Source organism: Grimontia sp. NTOU-MAR1 (assembly GCF_035758505.1).
In the GTDB taxonomy this organism is placed as follows: Bacteria; Pseudomonadota; Gammaproteobacteria; order Enterobacterales; family Vibrionaceae; genus Enterovibrio; species Enterovibrio marinus.
Genome location: NZ_CP142108.1, coordinates 2,620,906 through 2,638,833, shown reverse-complemented (window position 1 = coordinate 2,638,833; position 17,928 = coordinate 2,620,906). Strand labels below are relative to the sequence as shown.

The 17,928-nt window shown below is 49.4% G+C and carries 21 protein-coding genes; 12 read left to right on the top strand and 9 right to left on the bottom strand.

All coding sequences use genetic code 11. The features are described 5' to 3' along the window. Nucleotides 1–70: 70 nt before the first annotated feature. A complete protein-coding gene (waaA, locus tag VP504_RS12165) occupies nucleotides 71–1,333 on the top strand; it encodes a lipid IV(A) 3-deoxy-D-manno-octulosonic acid transferase (protein WP_325891409.1) in 1,263 nt (420 codons plus the stop codon). Here waaA and VP504_RS12160 read toward each other — a convergent pair. Beyond that, complete coding sequence (locus VP504_RS12160; RefSeq protein ID WP_325891407.1) at nucleotides 1,330–2,031, bottom strand: 3-deoxy-D-manno-octulosonic acid kinase; 702 nt, start codon at nucleotides 2,029–2,031, stop codon at nucleotides 1,330–1,332. The two genes, waaA and VP504_RS12160, sit on opposite strands and share 4 nt — an antisense overlap. 98 nt (nucleotides 2,032–2,129) lie before the next feature. Between VP504_RS12160 and VP504_RS12155 the strand changes: the two genes are divergently transcribed. Next, nucleotides 2,130–3,185, top strand: a complete 1,056-nt coding sequence (locus VP504_RS12155; RefSeq protein ID WP_325891405.1) for a glycosyltransferase family 9 protein — start codon at nucleotides 2,130–2,132, stop codon at nucleotides 3,183–3,185. After that, nucleotides 3,182–3,964: a glycosyltransferase family 2 protein gene (locus VP504_RS12150; protein ID WP_325891403.1), complete on the top strand. Its 783-nt coding sequence runs from the start codon at nucleotides 3,182–3,184 to the stop codon at nucleotides 3,962–3,964. The genes VP504_RS12155 and VP504_RS12150 overlap by 4 nt, the downstream gene beginning before the upstream one ends. Here VP504_RS12150 and VP504_RS12145 read toward each other — a convergent pair. After that, complete coding sequence (locus VP504_RS12145; protein WP_325891401.1) at nucleotides 3,957–4,994, bottom strand: glycosyltransferase family 9 protein; 1,038 nt, start codon at nucleotides 4,992–4,994, stop codon at nucleotides 3,957–3,959. The two genes, VP504_RS12150 and VP504_RS12145, sit on opposite strands and share 8 nt — an antisense overlap. A 184-nt stretch (nucleotides 4,995–5,178) precedes the next feature. Here VP504_RS12145 and coaD point away from each other — a divergent pair, with 184 nt between their 5' ends. Beyond that, on the top strand, nucleotides 5,179–5,673 hold the full coding sequence (gene coaD / locus VP504_RS12140; RefSeq protein ID WP_281545099.1) for a pantetheine-phosphate adenylyltransferase: 495 nt from the start codon (nucleotides 5,179–5,181) through the stop codon (nucleotides 5,671–5,673). 30 nt (nucleotides 5,674–5,703) lie between these two features. On the opposite strand, the gene mutM is transcribed toward coaD, so the two are convergent. The 5 genes from mutM to radC form a co-directional block, all read right to left on the bottom strand. Next, nucleotides 5,704–6,513 carry a bifunctional DNA-formamidopyrimidine glycosylase/DNA-(apurinic or apyrimidinic site) lyase gene (gene mutM, locus VP504_RS12135; protein WP_325891399.1) on the bottom strand — a complete coding sequence of 270 codons (810 nt, stop codon included), beginning with the start codon at nucleotides 6,511–6,513 and terminating at the stop codon, nucleotides 5,704–5,706. Between the two features lie 4 nt (nucleotides 6,514–6,517). Further along, nucleotides 6,518–7,024, bottom strand: coding sequence for a hypothetical protein (locus tag VP504_RS12130; RefSeq protein ID WP_325891398.1), 507 nt, complete (start codon nucleotides 7,022–7,024; stop codon nucleotides 6,518–6,520). Between the two features lie 168 nt (nucleotides 7,025–7,192). Then, nucleotides 7,193–7,360 carry a 50S ribosomal protein L33 gene (gene rpmG, locus VP504_RS12125; RefSeq protein ID WP_002535344.1) on the bottom strand — a complete coding sequence of 56 codons (168 nt, stop codon included), beginning with the start codon at nucleotides 7,358–7,360 and terminating at the stop codon, nucleotides 7,193–7,195. Between the two features lie 13 nt (nucleotides 7,361–7,373). After that, a complete protein-coding gene (rpmB, locus tag VP504_RS12120) occupies nucleotides 7,374–7,610 on the bottom strand; it encodes a 50S ribosomal protein L28 (RefSeq protein ID WP_046307935.1) in 237 nt (78 codons plus the stop codon). Between the two features lie 287 nt (nucleotides 7,611–7,897). Next, complete coding sequence (radC, locus tag VP504_RS12115) at nucleotides 7,898–8,572, bottom strand: RadC family protein (RefSeq protein ID WP_325891397.1); 675 nt, start codon at nucleotides 8,570–8,572, stop codon at nucleotides 7,898–7,900. 227 nt (nucleotides 8,573–8,799) lie between these two features. Between radC and coaBC the strand changes: the two genes are divergently transcribed. From coaBC to slmA, 3 genes are all read left to right on the top strand, one after another. Next, nucleotides 8,800–10,023, top strand: coding sequence for a bifunctional phosphopantothenoylcysteine decarboxylase/phosphopantothenate--cysteine ligase CoaBC (coaBC, locus tag VP504_RS12110; RefSeq protein WP_325891395.1), 1,224 nt, complete (start codon nucleotides 8,800–8,802; stop codon nucleotides 10,021–10,023). A gap of 20 nt (nucleotides 10,024–10,043) precedes the next feature. Then, complete coding sequence (gene dut, locus VP504_RS12105) at nucleotides 10,044–10,499, top strand: dUTP diphosphatase (protein WP_325891394.1); 456 nt, start codon at nucleotides 10,044–10,046, stop codon at nucleotides 10,497–10,499. A gap of 208 nt (nucleotides 10,500–10,707) precedes the next feature. Beyond that, nucleotides 10,708–11,298 (top strand): nucleoid occlusion factor SlmA, encoded by a 591-nt coding sequence (gene slmA / locus VP504_RS12100; protein ID WP_325891392.1) that lies wholly within the window; start codon nucleotides 10,708–10,710, stop codon nucleotides 11,296–11,298. A 59-nt stretch (nucleotides 11,299–11,357) separates the two neighbouring features. Here slmA and pyrE read toward each other — a convergent pair whose 3' ends face one another. Both pyrE and rph read right to left on the bottom strand, forming a co-directional pair. After that, nucleotides 11,358–11,999 (bottom strand): orotate phosphoribosyltransferase, encoded by a 642-nt coding sequence (gene pyrE / locus VP504_RS12095; protein ID WP_002535351.1) that lies wholly within the window; start codon nucleotides 11,997–11,999, stop codon nucleotides 11,358–11,360. A gap of 111 nt (nucleotides 12,000–12,110) precedes the next feature. After that, on the bottom strand, nucleotides 12,111–12,827 hold the full coding sequence (rph, locus tag VP504_RS12090) for a ribonuclease PH (protein ID WP_325891390.1): 717 nt from the start codon (nucleotides 12,825–12,827) through the stop codon (nucleotides 12,111–12,113). 180 nt (nucleotides 12,828–13,007) lie between these two features. Here rph and VP504_RS12085 point away from each other — a divergent pair, with 180 nt between their 5' ends. The 5 genes from VP504_RS12085 to trmH all read left to right on the top strand — a co-directional run bounded on the left by VP504_RS12085 (nucleotide 13,008) and on the right by trmH (nucleotide 17,910). Beyond that, nucleotides 13,008–13,871 carry a YicC/YloC family endoribonuclease gene (locus tag VP504_RS12085; protein ID WP_325891388.1) on the top strand — a complete coding sequence of 288 codons (864 nt, stop codon included), beginning with the start codon at nucleotides 13,008–13,010 and terminating at the stop codon, nucleotides 13,869–13,871. Nucleotides 13,872–14,025: 154 nt separating this feature from the next. After that, nucleotides 14,026–14,646 (top strand): guanylate kinase, encoded by a 621-nt coding sequence (gene gmk / locus VP504_RS12080; protein WP_325891386.1) that lies wholly within the window; start codon nucleotides 14,026–14,028, stop codon nucleotides 14,644–14,646. Nucleotides 14,647–14,741: 95 nt separating this feature from the next. Continuing rightward, nucleotides 14,742–15,017 (top strand): DNA-directed RNA polymerase subunit omega, encoded by a 276-nt coding sequence (gene rpoZ, locus VP504_RS12075; protein ID WP_325891384.1) that lies wholly within the window; start codon nucleotides 14,742–14,744, stop codon nucleotides 15,015–15,017. Nucleotides 15,018–15,041: 24 nt separating this feature from the next. Then, nucleotides 15,042–17,150 (top strand): bifunctional GTP diphosphokinase/guanosine-3',5'-bis pyrophosphate 3'-pyrophosphohydrolase, encoded by a 2,109-nt coding sequence (gene spoT, locus VP504_RS12070; RefSeq protein ID WP_325891382.1) that lies wholly within the window; start codon nucleotides 15,042–15,044, stop codon nucleotides 17,148–17,150. 67 nt (nucleotides 17,151–17,217) lie between these two features. Next, nucleotides 17,218–17,910 carry a tRNA (guanosine(18)-2'-O)-methyltransferase TrmH gene (trmH, locus tag VP504_RS12065; protein WP_325891381.1) on the top strand — a complete coding sequence of 231 codons (693 nt, stop codon included), beginning with the start codon at nucleotides 17,218–17,220 and terminating at the stop codon, nucleotides 17,908–17,910. Nucleotides 17,911–17,928 lie beyond the last annotated feature (18 nt).

Below are 17,928 nucleotides of genomic sequence, written 5' to 3'. Positions count from 1 at the left end.
TCGAGAAGGGGTTCTCTCTTAAGAGAGCCCTTTGTACACTAGCCTTTCAATTTTCAAAAAAGGCTCAGCCGTGCGCTTTCTCTATACTTTTTTATTGCTTATCGCCGCTCCGTTTCTGCTCTTTGGCCTATACCGCGCCAAAGATGGAAAACCCAAAGTTGGCAAACGTTGGGTTGAGCATTTTGGACGCACGCCCCCTTTAAACGGGGAGAAGCCCATTTGGATCCATGCTGTCTCTGTCGGTGAAGTGATTGCCGCTAAACCCGTCATTCAAGCACTACAAAAACGCTATCCCAATGAAGCCATTCTGGTGACTACTACCACTGCGACAGGTGCAGAAATTGCCTCGAAGATTGAAGGTATAGAGCATAGGTACATGCCCATCGATTTTAGCATTGCGGTTAAGGGCTTTATCAAGTGTGTTGACCCAAAAATCATGCTGATCATGGAAACCGAGCTGTGGCCTAACACTCTGACCATAGTGAAAAAAGCGGGTATTCCCGTTGTTGTGATGAACGCGCGCCTTTCTGAAAAATCAAAACGCGGTTACCAACGAATCAAAGCGCTATTTAGAATACTTTCTGACAGTATTAATCATATTCTCTGCCAATTCGACGATGATGCCCGACGTTTTGTCGAGCTTGGTGCTAGCAAAGATAACGTTTCTGTTTCCGGTTCGGTCAAATTCGATTTGCCAGACTTTGACATCAACTCACCCGCGGTCACTGAGCTGAAATCACAGCTTGCCCAAAGACCCGTTTGGATTGCCGCGAGTACACATCCCGGCGAGGATGAAATATTGCTACACGCGCACAAGTTAGTGCTTGAGAGCCAGCCTGATACTCTGATGATATTGGTTCCAAGGCATCCTGAGCGTTTTAGTGATGTCGCAACCCTCATCGAATTTCATGGGTTTTCACTGGCAAGACGTAGCTTCGGACAGGTAGTCAGCCCAGATATTCAGGTTTACCTTGGCGATACGATGGGCGAAATGATGAACCTCTTTGCGGCAAGCGATGTGACCTTTATGGCGGGGAGCCTTATTGGCGATAAAGTTGGCGGGCATAACCTTTTGGAACCGGCTTCGCTATCCAAGCCGCTGGTAACTGGCCCCAGCTACTTCAACTTTCGAGTGATTGCTGAGCAACTTATCGATGTCGGTGCATGCACGGTCAAAGAAAGCCCAGTAGAGATAGCAGCTCAGATTGTCTCGCTGCTAAATAACAATGAACAGCGTGAAAAAGCCGGCAAAGCTGCATTATCAGTGATGGAGAAGAACAAAGGCGCTGTCTCGAAAACGCTCGACACTGTTAGCCAGTGGATTGAAAGTTAATGGCCGTAGCCTTGAAGCAAAAACTGCCAGTCTGACTCCTGCCATTGGATTTGGCGTTTACCCACCTCTTTACGAAACGATCGCTGCAAACGGCTTAAGTTTGCGGCTTTCCAGCCCTCTCCTGAGCGACGACCGCATTTATCAAAGTCAATCAACCAAAAAGCGCCTTTGTCGTCGCGCAGGATATTGTGAATGTTCAGATCAGTGTGGCAAACGTCTGCATCATGGAGCTTTCGAACTAGCTTTCCTATGTCGCGATACTTATCTTCAGTGAGCGGAGAGGCACTCAGCACATCAACCAAGTCTTTCGCACCCTCAATCTTTTCAACCAGAATATCGGCTTGGTAGGTAAGCCCGTCTTTTATCGCTCTTGCCGCCAAAGGACGTGGCACGGGAATGCCCCGTTCGCGCAAGTAATGGAGCAAGTTAAACTCTGCAGCAGAGCGGGTACTTTCCCATCCAGTAAAGAAATAACTGTCGTTGACTAGCTTGCCAAATAGCCCACCGCGGCGATAGTGACGCAGCGCAGCCGGAACGGTTTTCGTTTTCACAAACCAAGTGGTACCGCGGCCTGTGGCTGAACCGATCACCGCGCCTTTATCTTGCCAAAAAGCAATGTCGAAACTTTTCAATGCATCTTCTTGCAGCAAAGCCTCGTCGAACCAAACACGGATATTGTTATCAGCCAGCAATTCCACAGGCGCTCCCATTAATCAGCCTATTCTCATCGAAGGCATTTTACATTGCAGATCGGCAACTGCATAATTTCAGGCAAGATAACCACATAAGCAGCATCATGGCCCTTTTTTCCACCGCACCTCAGTCCCTTTGTGTCCTTCGTCTTTCAGCGATTGGTGATGTATGCAACGCAATGGCTGCCGTTCAGGCCATTCAATCTCAATGGCCCGATACCAAAATCACCTGGATAGCGGGTAAAGCAGAGGCCGCTTTGCTAACGCCTCTTTTGCCAGATGTCACTGTTATTGCCTTTGATAAGAAGCAGGGATTCAAGGGTATGAAAGCGGTTTGGCAATCCCTGAAAGGGCAAAGGTTTGATGCACTTCTGCACATGCAAAGCGCCATTCGTGCCAGCTTAATTTCCATCGGTATCAAAGCTAAATACCGACTAGGTTTCGATAAAGTAAGGGCTAGCGACCTTCAATCCCTCTTTACCAATACCAAAGTGCCATCACCCCAATCACTGCATGTACTAGATGGTTTTATGGCGTTCACTGAGGCGCTGGGGATCCAGCCCCAAACGCCAACATGGTCATTACCCATTGCTGATGAGGAGCTCACTTGGGCGAAAGATCAATTGAGCGGTAAACCCACTCTGGTAGTGGCACCTGCGGCCAGTAAGGCGTTCAAAAACTGGACCGCAGAAGGCTATGCGGGTGTCATCGAGCACGCATTACGCAAGGGTTTTGACGTTATCCTCGTAGGTGGCCCTGGAAAAGTTGAAGTTGAGTTGGGTAAGGCAATTGAGCGCCAACTATCGCAGCCCGTGAAAAACCTCATTGGCAAAACTACCCTGCTCCAACTACTGGCACTGGAAAAACATGCTTCTTTGGTACTGGCACCCGACAGTGGCCCGGCTCACCTTTCCAATGCCGTCGGTACACCCGTGATTGGGCTCTATGCCCATCACAATCCAGCCCGAACCGGCCCCTATAACTGGCGACACTATGTGGTCAGTGCTTATGCCGAAGCTATTGAAGCGGAGGCGGGTAAAACTGTCGACGAAGTTTCCTGGCGCACCAGAGTGAAAGACGAGGACGCCATGCAACGCATTACGATTGAGTCGGTGATAGCTCGATTCGATGAAGTCACCGAGAAAGAGGAACTGCTATGAGCCAGGCTCAGCGCGCCACCATCAGCGCGATTATCATCACCAAAAACGAAGAGCAGATATTGCCTGAATGCCTCGCTTCTCTTGATTGGGTGGACGAAATCATTGTTGTCGATTCTGGCAGCACAGATAACACCGTAGCTATTGCAGAAGCCGTGGGCGCTAAGGTGTTCGTGAACGCTGAGTGGCCTGGATTTGGTAAGCAAAAGCAGCTCGCACAGAGCCATGCCACCAAAGATTGGTTACTGGCGATTGATGCTGACGAAGTGATCACTGAAGAGCTTAAAAACAGTATTCTTGACGTACTTGCCGACCCACCGCAAAACACGCTATTTATTCTTCGCCGTACGACGTGGGTCTTTGGTCGGTTCCTCAAACACTCGGGTTGGTACGACAAAATTGTGCGCCTGTATCCTCGCGAGCTAACTGGCTACAACGACGCACTGGTGCACGAGAAAATCATTGAGCCGGAAGGCTCCACCAAGCAAACACTTAATGGCGATATGCTGCATTACTCTTATCGGGATCTGCACCAGTATCTGGTGAAGTCTGCATTCTATGCCAAGTCATGGGCAGACGGACGCCAGGCTCGGGGAAAGAAAAGCAGTATCAGCCAAGGAATTCTTCATGCATTGGGGTGTTTTCTTAAGATGTATGTGCTGAAACGTGGTTTCTTGGATGGCAAGCAGGGTTTTTTAATTGCTGTGCTTTCAGCGCACTCCACTTTTGTGAAATACGCTGATTTATGGATTCGGGCTAACGACAGTCGCGCCGCTAAATAACGCGTCCCAAGAAATTCTTCACTTCTGGCAGAATGGCTTCGATTGCAATCTTAGACATGTCTGCCGCCTCTTCCTTGTCTTTCGCTGCTGGCGGAGCAAACGCAATATGGCGCCCTTCACTGTTAATTGGCTTCCAGCGAAGTGGTGTGGCGCTGCGTTTAGCAGGGAAAAAGCCGATGGTTGGCACATCAACCGTGGCTGCTATGTGCAAAGGCCCTGTGGAACCTGCAATAAATGCATTTGCGCATGCGATGGATTGGGTGAAATCCTGTAAGCCGTCGTTCTTGTCATAAACACCAGCGTGAACCGACTTTTCCGCTAGCAGTGATTGCAATTCCGCAGCTTTCTCTTCTTCCCCTGGCCCTGCGGTAAGCACCACTTCAACTTCTTTATCTGAGGCAACACCAACGACTAAATCTGTGTACTGTTTCAATGACAGGTTATTCGCTGAACCACCACTTCCCGCATGTACATAAAGCCAAGGTTTATCGGCGCTGAGTCCTAATATCGCTGAAAGTTTTTGCTTTTGCGTTAACAGTGTTTCGTGCGAAAAAGACAGGTAAGGCGCACTAACTTCTTTCGCCTCCACGCCCAGCTTCGCGAGGAAAGCACGCACGAGATCGAGGTTGTATTCAAACTCAGGCTTAGCCGATTGTGAACGACGCTGCGTCACGCGGTGATTGTAAAGAAACTGCGATATTTTTGTCGCTGGTGCCAATCGGAAAGGTATTCCCGCTTTCCAAACCAGCGTTGCGTTGTAGCTGTCTGAAAACAGGCAAATTGAAGCATCAAACTGCTCGGCTTTAATTTGGCTGAAAAGCTCTTTCTTATTCAGCTTACCCGCTTTCTTGCCACAATCTACCACTACCTTGTCAATCGAAGGACAAAGCTCAGCTAACGCTTTGGTGTAGGACGGCACCAAAGCGGTAATTTCTGCGTCTGGCATAGATTGCTTCAACATGGCAAATGCCGGCCATGCCAGCATAAAGTCGCCAATTTTATCGTTTCTGATGACAAGGATTTTTTTCATTATCGCTACCTAACGCCAAGAATCCCTCGATCATACCTGATGAACGGCTTGTCGCTAAGCGTTGGATGGAAAGAAAAAGTGTCGGATCTGTTGGTATTTTCATCATCTTGGGTTGTAGTAGGGAATCAAATTCCACGAGTTTTTGATAGCATGTCGCCAGTTTAGAAAATTGCAGGATACGACTGTGAGCAAGAAAGCCATTACCCGCGTGATCTATCCGGGTACTTTTGATCCGATTACCAATGGCCACGTTGATTTGGTTGAGCGTGCGGCTTCGATGTTTGATGAAGTCGTCGTGGGTATCGCTGCTAGCCCAAGCAAAAAGCCCCTGTTTGATCTTGAAGAGCGTGTCCAATTGGCAAAAGCGGTAACCGAGCATCTCGACAATGTCAGTGTGGTGGGTTTCTCCGGCCTATTGGTGGACTTTGCCAAGCAATACAACGCTAACATTCTGGTACGCGGATTGCGTGCAGTGTCCGATTTCGAATATGAGTTTCAGCTGGCGAACATGAACCGCCGTCTGATGCCGGAGCTGGAAAGCGTGTTTCTCACGCCTTCTGAAGAAAACTCGTTTATCTCTTCCACACTAGTGAAAGAAGTGGCCCTTCATGGCGGCGACACCAGTGGTTTTGTTCATCCCAAAGTGCTCGAAGCATTGAAATCTCAACTGAAGAAATAACAACGACAAAGCCCGCTCAAGCGGGCTTAGTTATTTTTGGCACTCGGGACAAAACACCGTATTTCGCTGCCCAATCTTCACGCTCTCAAGCTCAGTGCCACACTCTGGGCACGGCTTACCTTGCCTGCCATACACCAACAACTCTTGCGCAAAGTAGCCAGGCTTGCCATCAGCTTGAGTGAAATCTTTCAGCGTCGTGCCACCTTGTTTGATGGCGGTTGCCAGAACATCTTTGATATCAGCCACCAGTGTATTAGCTTCATCAAGATTAAGCTGTCCCGCTGGACGCTGTGGGTGGATTCTAGAGGTGAACAGGGATTCATTGGCGTAGATGTTCCCCACCCCGACAACGACGGCGTTATCCATAATAAATTGCTTAATCGCCGTACGTTTCCCCTGCGCCTTTTCAAACAGATACTCACCGGTAAACGCGTCAGTGAGTGGCTCGGGACCGAGTTTTTCCAAAGCAGGGTGATCACCGCCCTTTTCCTGCCAAAGCCAGGCGCCAAATCGGCGTGGATCGTTGTAGCGAATCACTTTTCCATTGGAGAGGTGTAAATCAACATGATCGTGCTTATCAGGCGCTGTCGCCTGCGACAGTACACGTAAACTGCCTGACATTCCTAAATGCACCAGCGCATAGCCAATATCCGTTTCCAGTATCAAGTACTTTGCGCGGCGTTTCACTGCACGAATTGTCTGGCCTTCGATATCAAATAAGGTGTCCGGGACAGGCCAACGTAGTTTGGGCTGTCTGACTTCCAGTTTGGTGACGACCTGATCTGTCGCATGGGGCTGAATACCCATACGGCTCACTTCAACTTCCGGTAATTCTGGCATCCTTCTAATTCTGGTTGGCGAATGGGAACAGGTAGTTTGGATCAACTGAGACCGCAAGCCAACGGTTTTCCCAGTTTTGAATGAGCCAGAATTGAGGCAATTGATAATAGGTCAGACGCAAAGGCTCAACAGCTTCACCTCTATCCACCACCAAAGTCGCCGGATCACGAAGACCTGGTTTTAACTTGTTGTAGGTGTCCGTGTCGATTTCTGTGCCAGACAGGTTAATCCATCGGTTTGCTAACTCAGTGGCTGAGATAGAGAGCTTTGTATCGGTTTGCCATGGCATGGCATTGGTGAGGGTAAATTTTGGAAAGCGCAGCGCTTTGACTTCCACATCGGATGGCATCAAAGCAATAATCCCATCAGGAAGGACTTGTTCAACCGGTTGTTCGGCCTCACTTTCTGCCAGTTGGCTTCTGAGATAGGTTGGCAGGTTTATCAGTGTAATAAACGCCAAAATCCCCAAGATAAGGAAGTTGTTGAATGTTCTGCGGGACGGTGTAGCCATCACTCACTCTCAGTATCTTCAATCGTCATTCTCAGTGTACACCTAAACAGACTAAAAATACTCGCATTCAAAAGTCATCAAGCTGTTTGGATGTCTGTCGAAGCCACTGATTTACAGATATAAAAAAACCCAGCCAAAGCCGGGTTCTTTATCAGAGGCGAAAACCAATTACTTGATTTTTGCTTCTTTGTACATAACGTGTTGACGAACAACTGGATCAAATTTCTTGATCTCGAACTTGCCCGGCATGTTACGTTTGTTTTTATCAGTAGTGTAGAAGTGACCAGTACCAGCAGATGATACCAGGCGGATCTTCTCACGAATGCCTTTAGCCATTCTTTAAGTCCTCTTAAACGTTCTCACCACGGGCACGGATATCTGCCAGAACAGAATCAATACCTTTCTTGTCGATGATGCGCATACCTTTAGGGGTAAGACGCAGTTTAACGAAGCGGTTTTCGCTTTCTACCCAGAAACGATGAGTTTGCAGGTTCGGCAGAAAACGACGCTTGGTGGCGTTATTAGCGTGAGAGCGGTTGTTACCAACTACAGGACGCTTGCCAGTTACTTGGCATACTCGTGACATGAATGTCTCTCCAAATCGTTTCAGCTCGATATCAACCTTGTCCGCCAGTCCTGCAAACAAGGTCAGGCTCTACGTCAAGGCTATCAAAGGTGGCGCATTATACTAACTGTCTTTCCATTGCTCAAGTCCCGAGCAGATCCTTTTGACAGTTTTTGATCGTTTTTTAGCAACCTAGGTGGCGTTGACCTGAGGTAAACCTCACTCGTCCCCAGAAAAAACGCCATGTAAGCAGCTTTCTACCGATTTAGAGAGAAGGTGTTAAAGACGACCAGAGTAAGTGAATACTCTTAAATCCAACCACGCTCGGCGAAAGATACCACATCCCCGTCCCCAATCACCATATGGTCGAGCAATCGAATGTCCATTAAAGCTAATGCATCGCCGATTCTGTTCGTAATGTGACGGTCCGCAGCACTGGGTTCAGCAACCCCTGACGGGTGGTTATGGGCCAGAATCACTGCATTGGCGCCTAAATCCAGGCACCGCCTTACCACTTCTCTTGGGTAAACACCCGCCGCATTGATCGTGCCTTCAAATAAAATTTCGTCCTTTATCGGACGGTTTTGATTATCAAGGTACAACACCAAAAAGGCTTCACGCGGGCGATCGCGTAATTTAACAGAGAGATACCTTGCTGTGTGCGCCGGGCTAGAAAGTGCATCTTCTCTTGCCAGTATCTCACCAAGATGACGCTTGCTGAGTTCAAGAACTGCCTGTAACTGTGCATATTTTGCAGATCCTAACCCTTTGCGTTCGCTAAACTGTTTCAGTTCAGCCTGCATCAATCCCCGCAGTGACCCAAAGTCCTCCAAAAGGTAGCTGGCCAGTTCAATCGCATTCATGCCCTTCACGCCAGTGCGCAGGAAAATAGCCAGAAGTTCAGCATTGGTCAAAGATTCGGAACCCCTCGCCAGCAACTTCTCCCGAGGTCGACATTCTTCAGGCATATTTTTTAAAGACATGACGTTCACTATTCCACGAAAAGATAAGAGCCTCAGTTGCCTTTGAAAAATCGTCAACTTAAGGAATATCAACATGCGACCAAAGCATCTCTACGCCTTCAGTATCTAGACGCACAATTACATTTCGACTTGTGATACATCCACTTTCACATTCAGAGGAGCGGAATAGGCGCTAGGCTGGTCTTTTGTGTTATCTTTCCACTAATTAAGCATTGGCTAGTTTAGTTATGGTTCAGAAAACTACTCAGACCCTTTCGGGCAAACGGATTGTTATAGGTATTGGCGGCGGTATTGCGGCTTATAAATGTGCGGATCTGACACGCCGCCTGATTGAACGTGGCGCAGAAATTCGTATCGTAATGACCCACGCGGCAAAAGAGTTTATCACGCCGCTAACTATGCAGGCGGTTTCGGGCCACCCAGTGTCTGACAGTCTTCTCGATCCTGCCGCTGAAGCTTCAATGGGTCATATCGAAATTGCGAAATGGGCAGACTTGGTGTTGTTGGCACCAGCCACAGCAGACTTAATTGCACGTGTTTCTGCAGGAATGGGCAACGACCTTCTCACCACAGTTTGTTTAGCAACTGATGCGCCAGTTGCGATTGCGCCAGCCATGAACCAGCAAATGTATCATGCTGTTGCCACGCAGGAAAACATGGCGACCCTGAAACGACGCGGCTACCCAATCTGGGGGCCAGCCAGCGGCGAACAAGCCTGTGGCGATATTGGTCCTGGCCGTATGCTGGAACCTATGCAATTGGTCGCTCTTATTGAAGAGTACTTCACTGAGGACGAACTCACAGGCACTTCGTTTCTTATTACTGCAGGACCAACGCGTGAAGCTATCGACCCGGTTCGCTACCTCACTAACCACAGCTCAGGCAAAATGGGTTATGCGATTGCTGCTGCTGCTGCAAAGCGAGGCGCCAACGTCACCCTAATCAGTGGTCCCGTGAATCTTCCTACTCCGGATGGCGTTCGCCGTGTAAACGTAGAAAGTGCCCAAGAAATGTACGACGCTGTCCATGCTCACGCTTCTACGCATAAAATTTTCATTGCTTGCGCCGCCGTTGCCGACTTCAAACCGGCCAATGTGGCCAACCAAAAAATGAAGAAGAAAGATGGCGAAGATGATATGACAATCTCGCTGGTCAAAAACCCCGATATCGTCGCTTCCGTTGCATCCATGAAAGAGAATCGTCCTTTTACCGTCGGCTTTGCTGCTGAAACCCAGGATGTGGAGCAGTACGCACGCGGTAAACTTCAGAAGAAAAATCTGGATTTGATTTGCGCCAACGATGTCTCCCGGGAAGGACAAGGTTTTAACAGCGACCAGAACGCACTTCACCTTTATTGGCCAAAAGGCGACAAAGCACTGCCACTGGCAAGCAAATCAGACATTGGCAACCAGCTTGTCAGCGAAATTACAGCACTCTACACCATCAAATAAGTACACAGCGGAACTAGGTTATGAAAAAAATCGATTTGAAAATCCTCGACCCACGCGTCGGCAACGAATTTCCACTGCCAGCTTACGCCACAGAAGGCTCCGCAGGTTTGGATCTTCGCGCCGCACTGGATGCTCCGCTGACACTGGAGCCAGGCCAAACTGCGCTTCTGCCAACCGGTCTCGCAATCCACATTGCCGATCCTTCTCTCGCAGCCACTATCCTCCCTCGCTCAGGTCTAGGCCATAAACACGGCATCGTGCTGGGTAACTTGGTTGGCCTAATCGATTCAGATTATCAAGGCCAACTCATGGTTTCATGCTGGAACAGAGGCAATACAACCTTTACCATTGAATCAGGTGAGCGTATTGCGCAACTGGTTTTTGTGCCAGTTGTACAGGCTGAATTCAATATCGTTGAAGACTTCGACGCGACCGAACGTGGTGCCGGAGGATTTGGACACTCAGGTACAAAATAACAGCGATAACGCGGTAAAAAGTCAGAAAAAAGCCACATGAGTGTGGCGTTTTTTATGCCGTATTCACGGTTTCGGGAATTACTGTAGGCTTCACCTGCAATCAAGGTGCATTATTCTTTTAATACAGAGAGGCCATCGTTAATATAGCGCCTCTTCAGCCTAGATTTCGGGTCAGTGACCCCAAGAACAATAAAGGAACCATCTATTCATGGCTGGCCAAAAAAAGCAGAATCGCAGAGAGGAAATCCTCCAGGCCCTGGCTCAAATGCTGGAGTCCACTCAGGGCAGTCAACGCATTACCACCGCTAAACTTGCTGCGCAGGTAGGCGTTTCTGAAGCCGCGTTATACCGCCACTTCCCAAGCAAAGCGCGTATGTTTGAAGGTTTGATTGAGTTTATCGAAGAGTCACTGATCACCCGCATCAACCGTATCCAAAGCGATGAAAAAGATACGATGACACGTCTACGCTTGATCCTTCAATTACTGTTAGTTTTCGGTGAGCGCAACCCAGGACTGACACGGATCATGACTGGACATGCCTTGATGTTTGAGCAGGACAGACTGCAAGGTCGCATCAACCAACTGTTCGAAAAAATCGAGAGCCAACTGCGTCAGGTACTTCGTGAACGCCGTCTACGTGAAGGTAAAGGCTTCACGGTTGATGAGACCGTGTTGGCTGCGCAACTCCTTGGACAAGTGGAGGGTAGTCTGAACCGATTCGTGCGTTCAAACTTCAAATACGCACCAACAGAAGAATTTGACCAATACTGGCAACTGTTGAGTGCTCAACTGAACTGATTGAGCCGCTAAAAACCTAAAGGCTGCATTATGCAGCCTTTAAGTTTTTGTGGAACAGGTTAGATACCGTATTCCGCGCGATATGCTTTTACTGCATCCAATTGTTCTGGGTTACCGCCCTGCTCTTCCAGATACGTCACCAAATCGCCAAGGCTGATAATAGAAACCACCTGACAACCAAAGTCTCGCTCGACTTCCTGAATCGCTGAAAGCTCGCCTTTACCGCGCTCTTGACGGTCAATCGCCACCAACACACCTGCCAAATCAGCACCATTCGCCTGAATGATTTCCATCGACTCGCGAATTGCCGTACCTGCAGTGATCACATCATCTACCAGCATCACACGGCCTTCCAGCGCACTGCCGACAAGGTTGCCACCTTCACCGTGATCTTTGGCTTCTTTACGGTTAAAGCAGTAAGGCGTATCCACATCGTGGTGTTCAGCCAGCGCAACCGCTGTAGTGGTCGCAATGGGAATACCTTTGTACGCGGGACCAAACAGCAGATCGTATTCAATACCTGCGTCAACCAGCGCTTCGGCATAGAAACGGCCCAGACGCGCCAAATCCCTGCCTGTGTTGAACAGACCGGCATTAAAGAAGTAAGGGCTCTTACGACCTGACTTCAAAGTGAATTCACCGAACTTCAAGACTTCTTTTTCCAGTGCAAATTCGATGAACTGACGCTGATAGGCTTTCATTTTCTCTCCTGTCGAACAAAAGTCGGCTAGCTTGCCGGTTTTACCTGAGGCGCATCCGCCTCACTCAAAATTAGGTAAAAAAAAGCGGCTCCAATAGAAGCCGCCTTCTCATCAATCAATTAACGATGCTTTCTGAATCGCTACGATGTCCTGAATGCCTTGGGTTGCCAAAGACAACATGGCATTAAGCTCATCGGCAGTAAACGGTTCTGCTTCTGCAGTGCCTTGCACTTCAATCATGCGGCCATCTTCCAGCATCACGACATTCATATCCGTGTCTGCTGCTGAATCTTCCACATATTCCAGATCGCAGATTGGCGTCCCTTCAAAGATACCCACAGAGACTGCAGCAACATGACCCTTCATTGGGTTCCCCGCCAGTTTGCCTTCGCTCACCAGCTTGTTCAATGCATCGGCCATCGCTACACTCGCGCCGGTAATCGATGCTGTGCGGGTACCACCGTCAGCCTGAATCACATCACAGTCAACCGTGATGGTGAAATCGCCCAGCTTCTCAAGGTTCACGGCAGCACGTAGGCTTCGGGCGATCAGGCGCTGGATTTCCATGGTGCGGCCACCTTGCTTACCATTTGCCGCTTCACGACGGTTACGGGTGTGGGTCGCACGTGGTAGCATGCCGTACTCAGCGGTGACCCAACCTTGTCCTTTCCCTTTCAGAAAACGCGGCACGCCTTCTTCAACACTTGCGGTACAGATAACTTTGGTATCACCAAACGCTACCAGCACAGAACCTTCCGCATGGGCGGTAAAATGACGGGTAATTGTGACTGGACGAATTTGACCAACTTCTCTGCCGCTAGGACGCATAGGACTCACCTGTTTATAAATGCTGAATTTCGTTAACCGGCGATTATAACGACTTCACCTTTTACACGCTAATACAATGCGGTCTTGTCAGCTTTTTTCTTCTGTTTCCCGTCATGCTGCTGACATAAAAGGAAGCGACTGCGTATAATCATCACAACTTTCATCGATGAGTGAACTTCAATGATCCACAGTATGACTGCCTACGCCCGCCGGGAAATCAAGGGCACATGGGGCACAGCCGTTTGGGAAATCCGCTCGGTTAACCAACGTTACCTCGAAACCTATATCCGCATGCCAGAGCAGTTCCGTGGCCTTGAACCTATCATTCGCGAGCGATTCCGCTCCCGTCTTGCCCGCGGCAAAGTGGAATGTAACCTGCGCTTTGAAGCCAATCAGTCAGCTAACACTGAGCTTAAAATCAATGAAGAGTTGGCAAAACAGGTGATTCACGCGGCGAAGTGGATCAAAGAAATGTCCGGCGAGGGCAATATTGGTCCTTTCCAGGTACTGCAGTGGCCGGGTGTGATGGAAACCCCAGAGCAGGACATGGATGTGATCAACAAAGCCTTGCTGGAAGGTTTCGACAAAACCATTGATGACTTTATCGCTGCCCGCGCCAGCGAAGGCGACAACATGAAAGCGCTGATTGAACAGCGTCTAGAAGGCATTGCTGCTGAAGCGGTGAAAGTACGTGTGAAAATGCCGGAAATCCTACAGTGGCAACGTGAGCGACTGCTGACCAAGCTGGAAGAAGCAAAAGTTGAACTTGACGCCAACCGCGTGGAGCAGGAAATCATCTTGCTAGCTCAGAAATCTGATGTCGCAGAAGAGCTTGACCGTCTTGACTCCCACGTATCAGAAACCAAGAAGATCCTGAAAAAAGGTGGCGCTTGTGGTCGTCGTCTGGACTTCATGATGCAGGAATTCAACCGCGAGTCGAACACGCTGGCTTCAAAATCCATCAGTACGGATATCACCGCTTCTGGCGTTGAGCTAAAAGTGCTGATTGAGCAAATGCGCGAGCAGATCCAGAACATTGAGTAATCAATACGAAAAGCTGAAGAGCCCGGTCTTTGTGCCGGGCTTTTTGTTCCCGCTTTAGATTGCTGCCATTAATGGGTTATCCTAAAAGTGGAATTCAAATTTTGCGCGGGCCATGGTAACCTGCGCGACCTTTAACCTCACAGTGATAAAGACCATGAGCCAAGGTACGCTTTACATTGTTTCAGCGCCGAGTGGTGCCGGTAAATCAAGCCTGATTGCCGCGTTACTTAAAGACAATCCTCGTTACGACATGAAAGTGTCTGTTTCTCACACCACCCGTGCATCTCGTCCGGGCGAAGAGAACGGTGTTCACTATCATTTCTTGTCAGTTGAGGACTTTAAAGCGCAGATCGAACAAAAAGCCTTCCTAGAATACGCCGAAGTATTCGGTAATTTCTACGGCACATCACGCCTGTGGATTGAAGAAATGCTGTCAAAAGGCGTCGATATTTTCCTCGACATCGACTGGCAAGGTGCTCAGCAAATTCGCGAGAAAATGCCGAACGCAAAAAGCATCTTCATTTTGCCGCCAAGTCGTGAAGAGCTTGAGCGACGCCTGAATGCGCGCGGTCAGGATTCTGATGAGGTCATCGCTAAACGCATGGAAGAAGCCCGTTCTGAGATCTCCCACTATAACGAGTATGATTACGTTATCGTGAACGATGATTTCGATGTGGCCCTGATGGACATCAAAGCCATCCTTCGCGCCGAGCGGATGAAGCAAGACAAGCAATACAGTCGCCACCACGACATGATTGATAGGCTGCTGGACTAATAAACTTCTTCTATTGAAAGATGTTTGTTGTTTAGGCTAGTCCGCTTTTGTATAATTTTCGGTCATTTTGATTTTATTACTTACTGGAGTTCTTCATGGCACGCGTAACCGTTCAAGACGCTGTTGAAAAAATTGGCAACCGTTTCGACCTAGTATTGGTAGCGGCCCGCCGCGCACGCCAAATGCAAACTGGTGCTAAAGATGCACTGGTTCAGGAAGAGAACGATAAGCAAACTGTTATCGCTCTGCGCGAAATTGAGGAAGGCCTGATCACTAAAGAGATCCTGGATGCACGCGAGCGCCAAGAGCAGCAAGAACAAGAAGCTGCAGAAATGGCTGCTGTAAGCACCATCACAGGTACTCTTCGCTAATCTAACTTCAGGGAAACAGGCAGATTGTATCTCTTCGATAGCCTGAAAGAAGTCGCAGCACAATACTTGCCGGAGTCGCACTTAGAGGCACTCCGGCAAGCGTATTTGGTCGCGCGAGATGCCCACGAAGGGCAAACCCGCTCAAGCGGGGAACCATACATCATCCACCCTATCGCTGTTGCCCGTATTCTTGCGGAGATGCGCCTCGATCACGAAACCTTGATGGCTGCCCTGCTGCATGACGTGATTGAAGACACCGACGTCACCAAAGAAGATTTACAGCAACGTTTTGGCGATACCGTCGCCGATCTGGTTGATGGCGTCTCCAAGCTCGATAAGCTCAAATTCCGTGACCGTCAGGAAGCGCAGGCGGAGAACTTCCGTAAAATGATCATGGCCATGGCCCATGACATCCGCGTTATCCTCATCAAACTCGCTGACCGTACGCACAACATGCGTACGCTCGGTGCATTGCGTCCGGACAAACGCCGCCGCATTGCCCGTGAAACATTAGAGATTTTCTCTCCACTGGCGCACCGGCTGGGTATCCACAACATCAAAGTGGAACTGGAAGAACTTGGCTTTGAAGCCCTCTATCCAACCCGCTACCGCGTATTGCGCGAGGTGGTGATTCACGCGCGTGGCAACCGCAAAGAGATGATCCAGAAAATCCACGCCGAAATTGAGGGTCGCCTTCAAGATGCAGGTGTCAATGCTAAGGTGCTAGGTCGCGAGAAGAACCTGTACTCCATCTATAACAAGATGAAGAACAAAGAGCAGCGTTTCCACACCATCATGGATCTCTATGCCTTCCGCGTGATCGTCGATTCGGTGGATACCTGTTATCGCGTGCTCGGGCAAATGCACAATCTGTATAAGCCACGTCCAGGCCGCATGAAAGACTACATCGCGGTACCGAAAGCAAACGGCTATCAGTCGCTTCATACCTCTATGATTGGCCCTCACGGTGTCCCTGTTGAAGTACAAATCCGTACCGAAGACATGGATCAGATGGCGGATAAGGGTGTGGCAGCGCACTGGGCATACAAAGACGGTGCAGACCGTGCTGGCGGCGGTGGTACGACCGCGCAGGTACGCGCACAGCGTTGGATGCAAAGCCTGTTGGAACTTCAGCAAAGCGCCGGTAGCTCGTTTGAGTTTATCGAGAGCGTGAAATCAGACTTGTTTCCGGATGAACTGTTCGTGTTTACACCGAAAGGCCGCATCGTTGAGCTGCCTGTTGGCGCGACCGCTGTAGACTTCGCTTACGCTGTACATACTGACGTCGGTAACTCTTGCGTCGGCGCGAGGGTGAACCGTCAGTCTTACCCGCTCAGCCAACCGCTGAAAAACGGCCAGACCATTGAGATCATCACTGCCCCTGGCGCGCGTCCTAACGCAGCTTGGCTCAACTATGTGGTGACTTCCCGCGCACGTACCAAGATTCGTCAGGTACTGAAAACCAAGCGCCGTGAAGAGTCTGTGATTCTGGGTCGCCGTCTTCTGAACCACGCCCTTGGTGAGAAGAATGTTCAGGACATCGAGCAGGAAAACATCTACAAGGTCTTGCTCGATCTCAAGCTTGAAAGCAAGGAAGATCTGTTGGCCGATATCGGTTCCGGTGAGTTGATGAGTGTGGTGATAGCCAAACGCCTGCTCGGTGATGCCGACAGCCTGGAAGAGCAAGGCGGATGCCTGCCAATCCGTGGCGCTGAAGGTATCTTGCTGACTTACGCGAACTGTTGTCGTCCTATTCCGGGCGATCATATCGTAGGTCACGTCAGCCCAGGTAAAGGACTGGTCATCCACCGTGAAGAATGTGCCAACATCCGTGGTTACAGCCAGGAACCAGACAAATACATGTCTGTCGAATGGGGTGATGACATTGATCAGGATTTTGCCACCGCACTTCGCGTTGACATGCTTAATCACCAAGGCGCACTAGCCGATTTGACCAACACGATTGCAGCAACAGGCTCTAACATTCAAGGTTTGACCACGGAAGAGCGTGATGGCCGCCTGTACACGATTTACGTGAAGCTCACGACTCAAAACCGTGTCCATCTGGCAAACATTATGCGCCGCATCCGTATCATGCCGAATGTGGTGAAAGTCAGCCGTCAGAAAAACTGATTTAAAACCCAGGCACCAAACACAAACGCCCGCCCTTTGCGGGCGTTTTTATAAACGAGAAAAAACCATGACACCAGAACGTTTTGCACGCATCCATGGAGTGTTGGCTACCCGCCAGCCAGACCTTACTGTGTGCATGGAAGAAGTCCATAAGCCCAACAACATCTCCGCCATTATCCGCACTGCTGACGCTGTCGGTGTCCATCAGGTTCATGCTGTCTGGCCAAAAGACAGCAAAATGCGCGCATTGGGTGGCACTTCTGCAGGTGCAAGAAACTGGGTGGACGTTGTCACCCATGACAATACGCCAGAAGCATTTGAAACCCTGAAAGCCAAAGGCATGCAGATACTGGTGACCAACCTGTCTGATATCGCCGTTGATTTTCGTGATATTGATTACACCAAACCGACTGCCATCGTAATGGGTCAGGAAAAGACAGGCATCAGCAAGCAAGCGCTTGAATTGGCTGATCAAGACATCATTATTCCCATGATAGGTATGGTACAGTCACTGAATGTCTCGGTCGCCAGCGCGCTGATTTTGTATGAAGCACAGCGTCAACGCCAAAACGCAGGCATGTACCAGCATACACGCACTTTGATCCCACAAGCGGAAGTTGACCGCATCATCTTTGAACGTGGTCATCCTGTGTTGGCAAAAGTCGCAAAACGTAAAGGCCTGCCTTACCCAGATTTGGATGAAGAAGGCCAAATCGTTGCCGATGAAGCCTGGTGGGCCAAGATGCAGGCAGCGAAATAAGCCTGCTATTGTATTAAT

Bases quoted from the DNA above. Each gene is read 5' to 3' on its own strand.
- VP504_RS12155 (WP_325891405.1), top strand. From the start codon at position 2,130: ATGGCCCTTTTTTCCACCGCACCTCAGTCCCTTTGTGTCCTTCGTCTT.
- VP504_RS12150 (WP_325891403.1), top strand. From the start codon at position 3,182: ATGAGCCAGGCTCAGCGCGCCACCATCAGCGCGATTATCATCACCAAA.
- VP504_RS12145 (WP_325891401.1), bottom strand. From the start codon at position 4,994: ATGAAAAAAATCCTTGTCATCAGAAACGATAAAATTGGCGACTTTATG.
- mutM (WP_325891399.1), bottom strand. From the start codon at position 6,513: ATGCCAGAATTACCGGAAGTTGAAGTGAGCCGTATGGGTATTCAGCCC.
- VP504_RS12130 (WP_325891398.1), bottom strand. From the start codon at position 7,024: ATGGCTACACCGTCCCGCAGAACATTCAACAACTTCCTTATCTTGGGG.
- rpmG (WP_002535344.1), bottom strand. From the start codon at position 7,360: ATGGCTAAAGGCATTCGTGAGAAGATCCGCCTGGTATCATCTGCTGGT.
- rpmB (WP_046307935.1), bottom strand. From the start codon at position 7,610: ATGTCACGAGTATGCCAAGTAACTGGCAAGCGTCCTGTAGTTGGTAAC.
- radC (WP_325891397.1), bottom strand. From the start codon at position 8,572: ATGTCTTTAAAAAATATGCCTGAAGAATGTCGACCTCGGGAGAAGTTG.
- coaBC (WP_325891395.1), top strand. From the start codon at position 8,800: ATGGTTCAGAAAACTACTCAGACCCTTTCGGGCAAACGGATTGTTATA.
- dut (WP_325891394.1), top strand. From the start codon at position 10,044: ATGAAAAAAATCGATTTGAAAATCCTCGACCCACGCGTCGGCAACGAA.
- slmA (WP_325891392.1), top strand. From the start codon at position 10,708: ATGGCTGGCCAAAAAAAGCAGAATCGCAGAGAGGAAATCCTCCAGGCC.
- pyrE (WP_002535351.1), bottom strand. From the start codon at position 11,999: ATGAAAGCCTATCAGCGTCAGTTCATCGAATTTGCACTGGAAAAAGAA.
- rph (WP_325891390.1), bottom strand. From the start codon at position 12,827: ATGCGTCCTAGCGGCAGAGAAGTTGGTCAAATTCGTCCAGTCACAATT.
- VP504_RS12085 (WP_325891388.1), top strand. From the start codon at position 13,008: ATGATCCACAGTATGACTGCCTACGCCCGCCGGGAAATCAAGGGCACA.
- gmk (WP_325891386.1), top strand. From the start codon at position 14,026: ATGAGCCAAGGTACGCTTTACATTGTTTCAGCGCCGAGTGGTGCCGGT.
- rpoZ (WP_325891384.1), top strand. From the start codon at position 14,742: ATGGCACGCGTAACCGTTCAAGACGCTGTTGAAAAAATTGGCAACCGT.
- trmH (WP_325891381.1), top strand. From the start codon at position 17,218: ATGACACCAGAACGTTTTGCACGCATCCATGGAGTGTTGGCTACCCGC.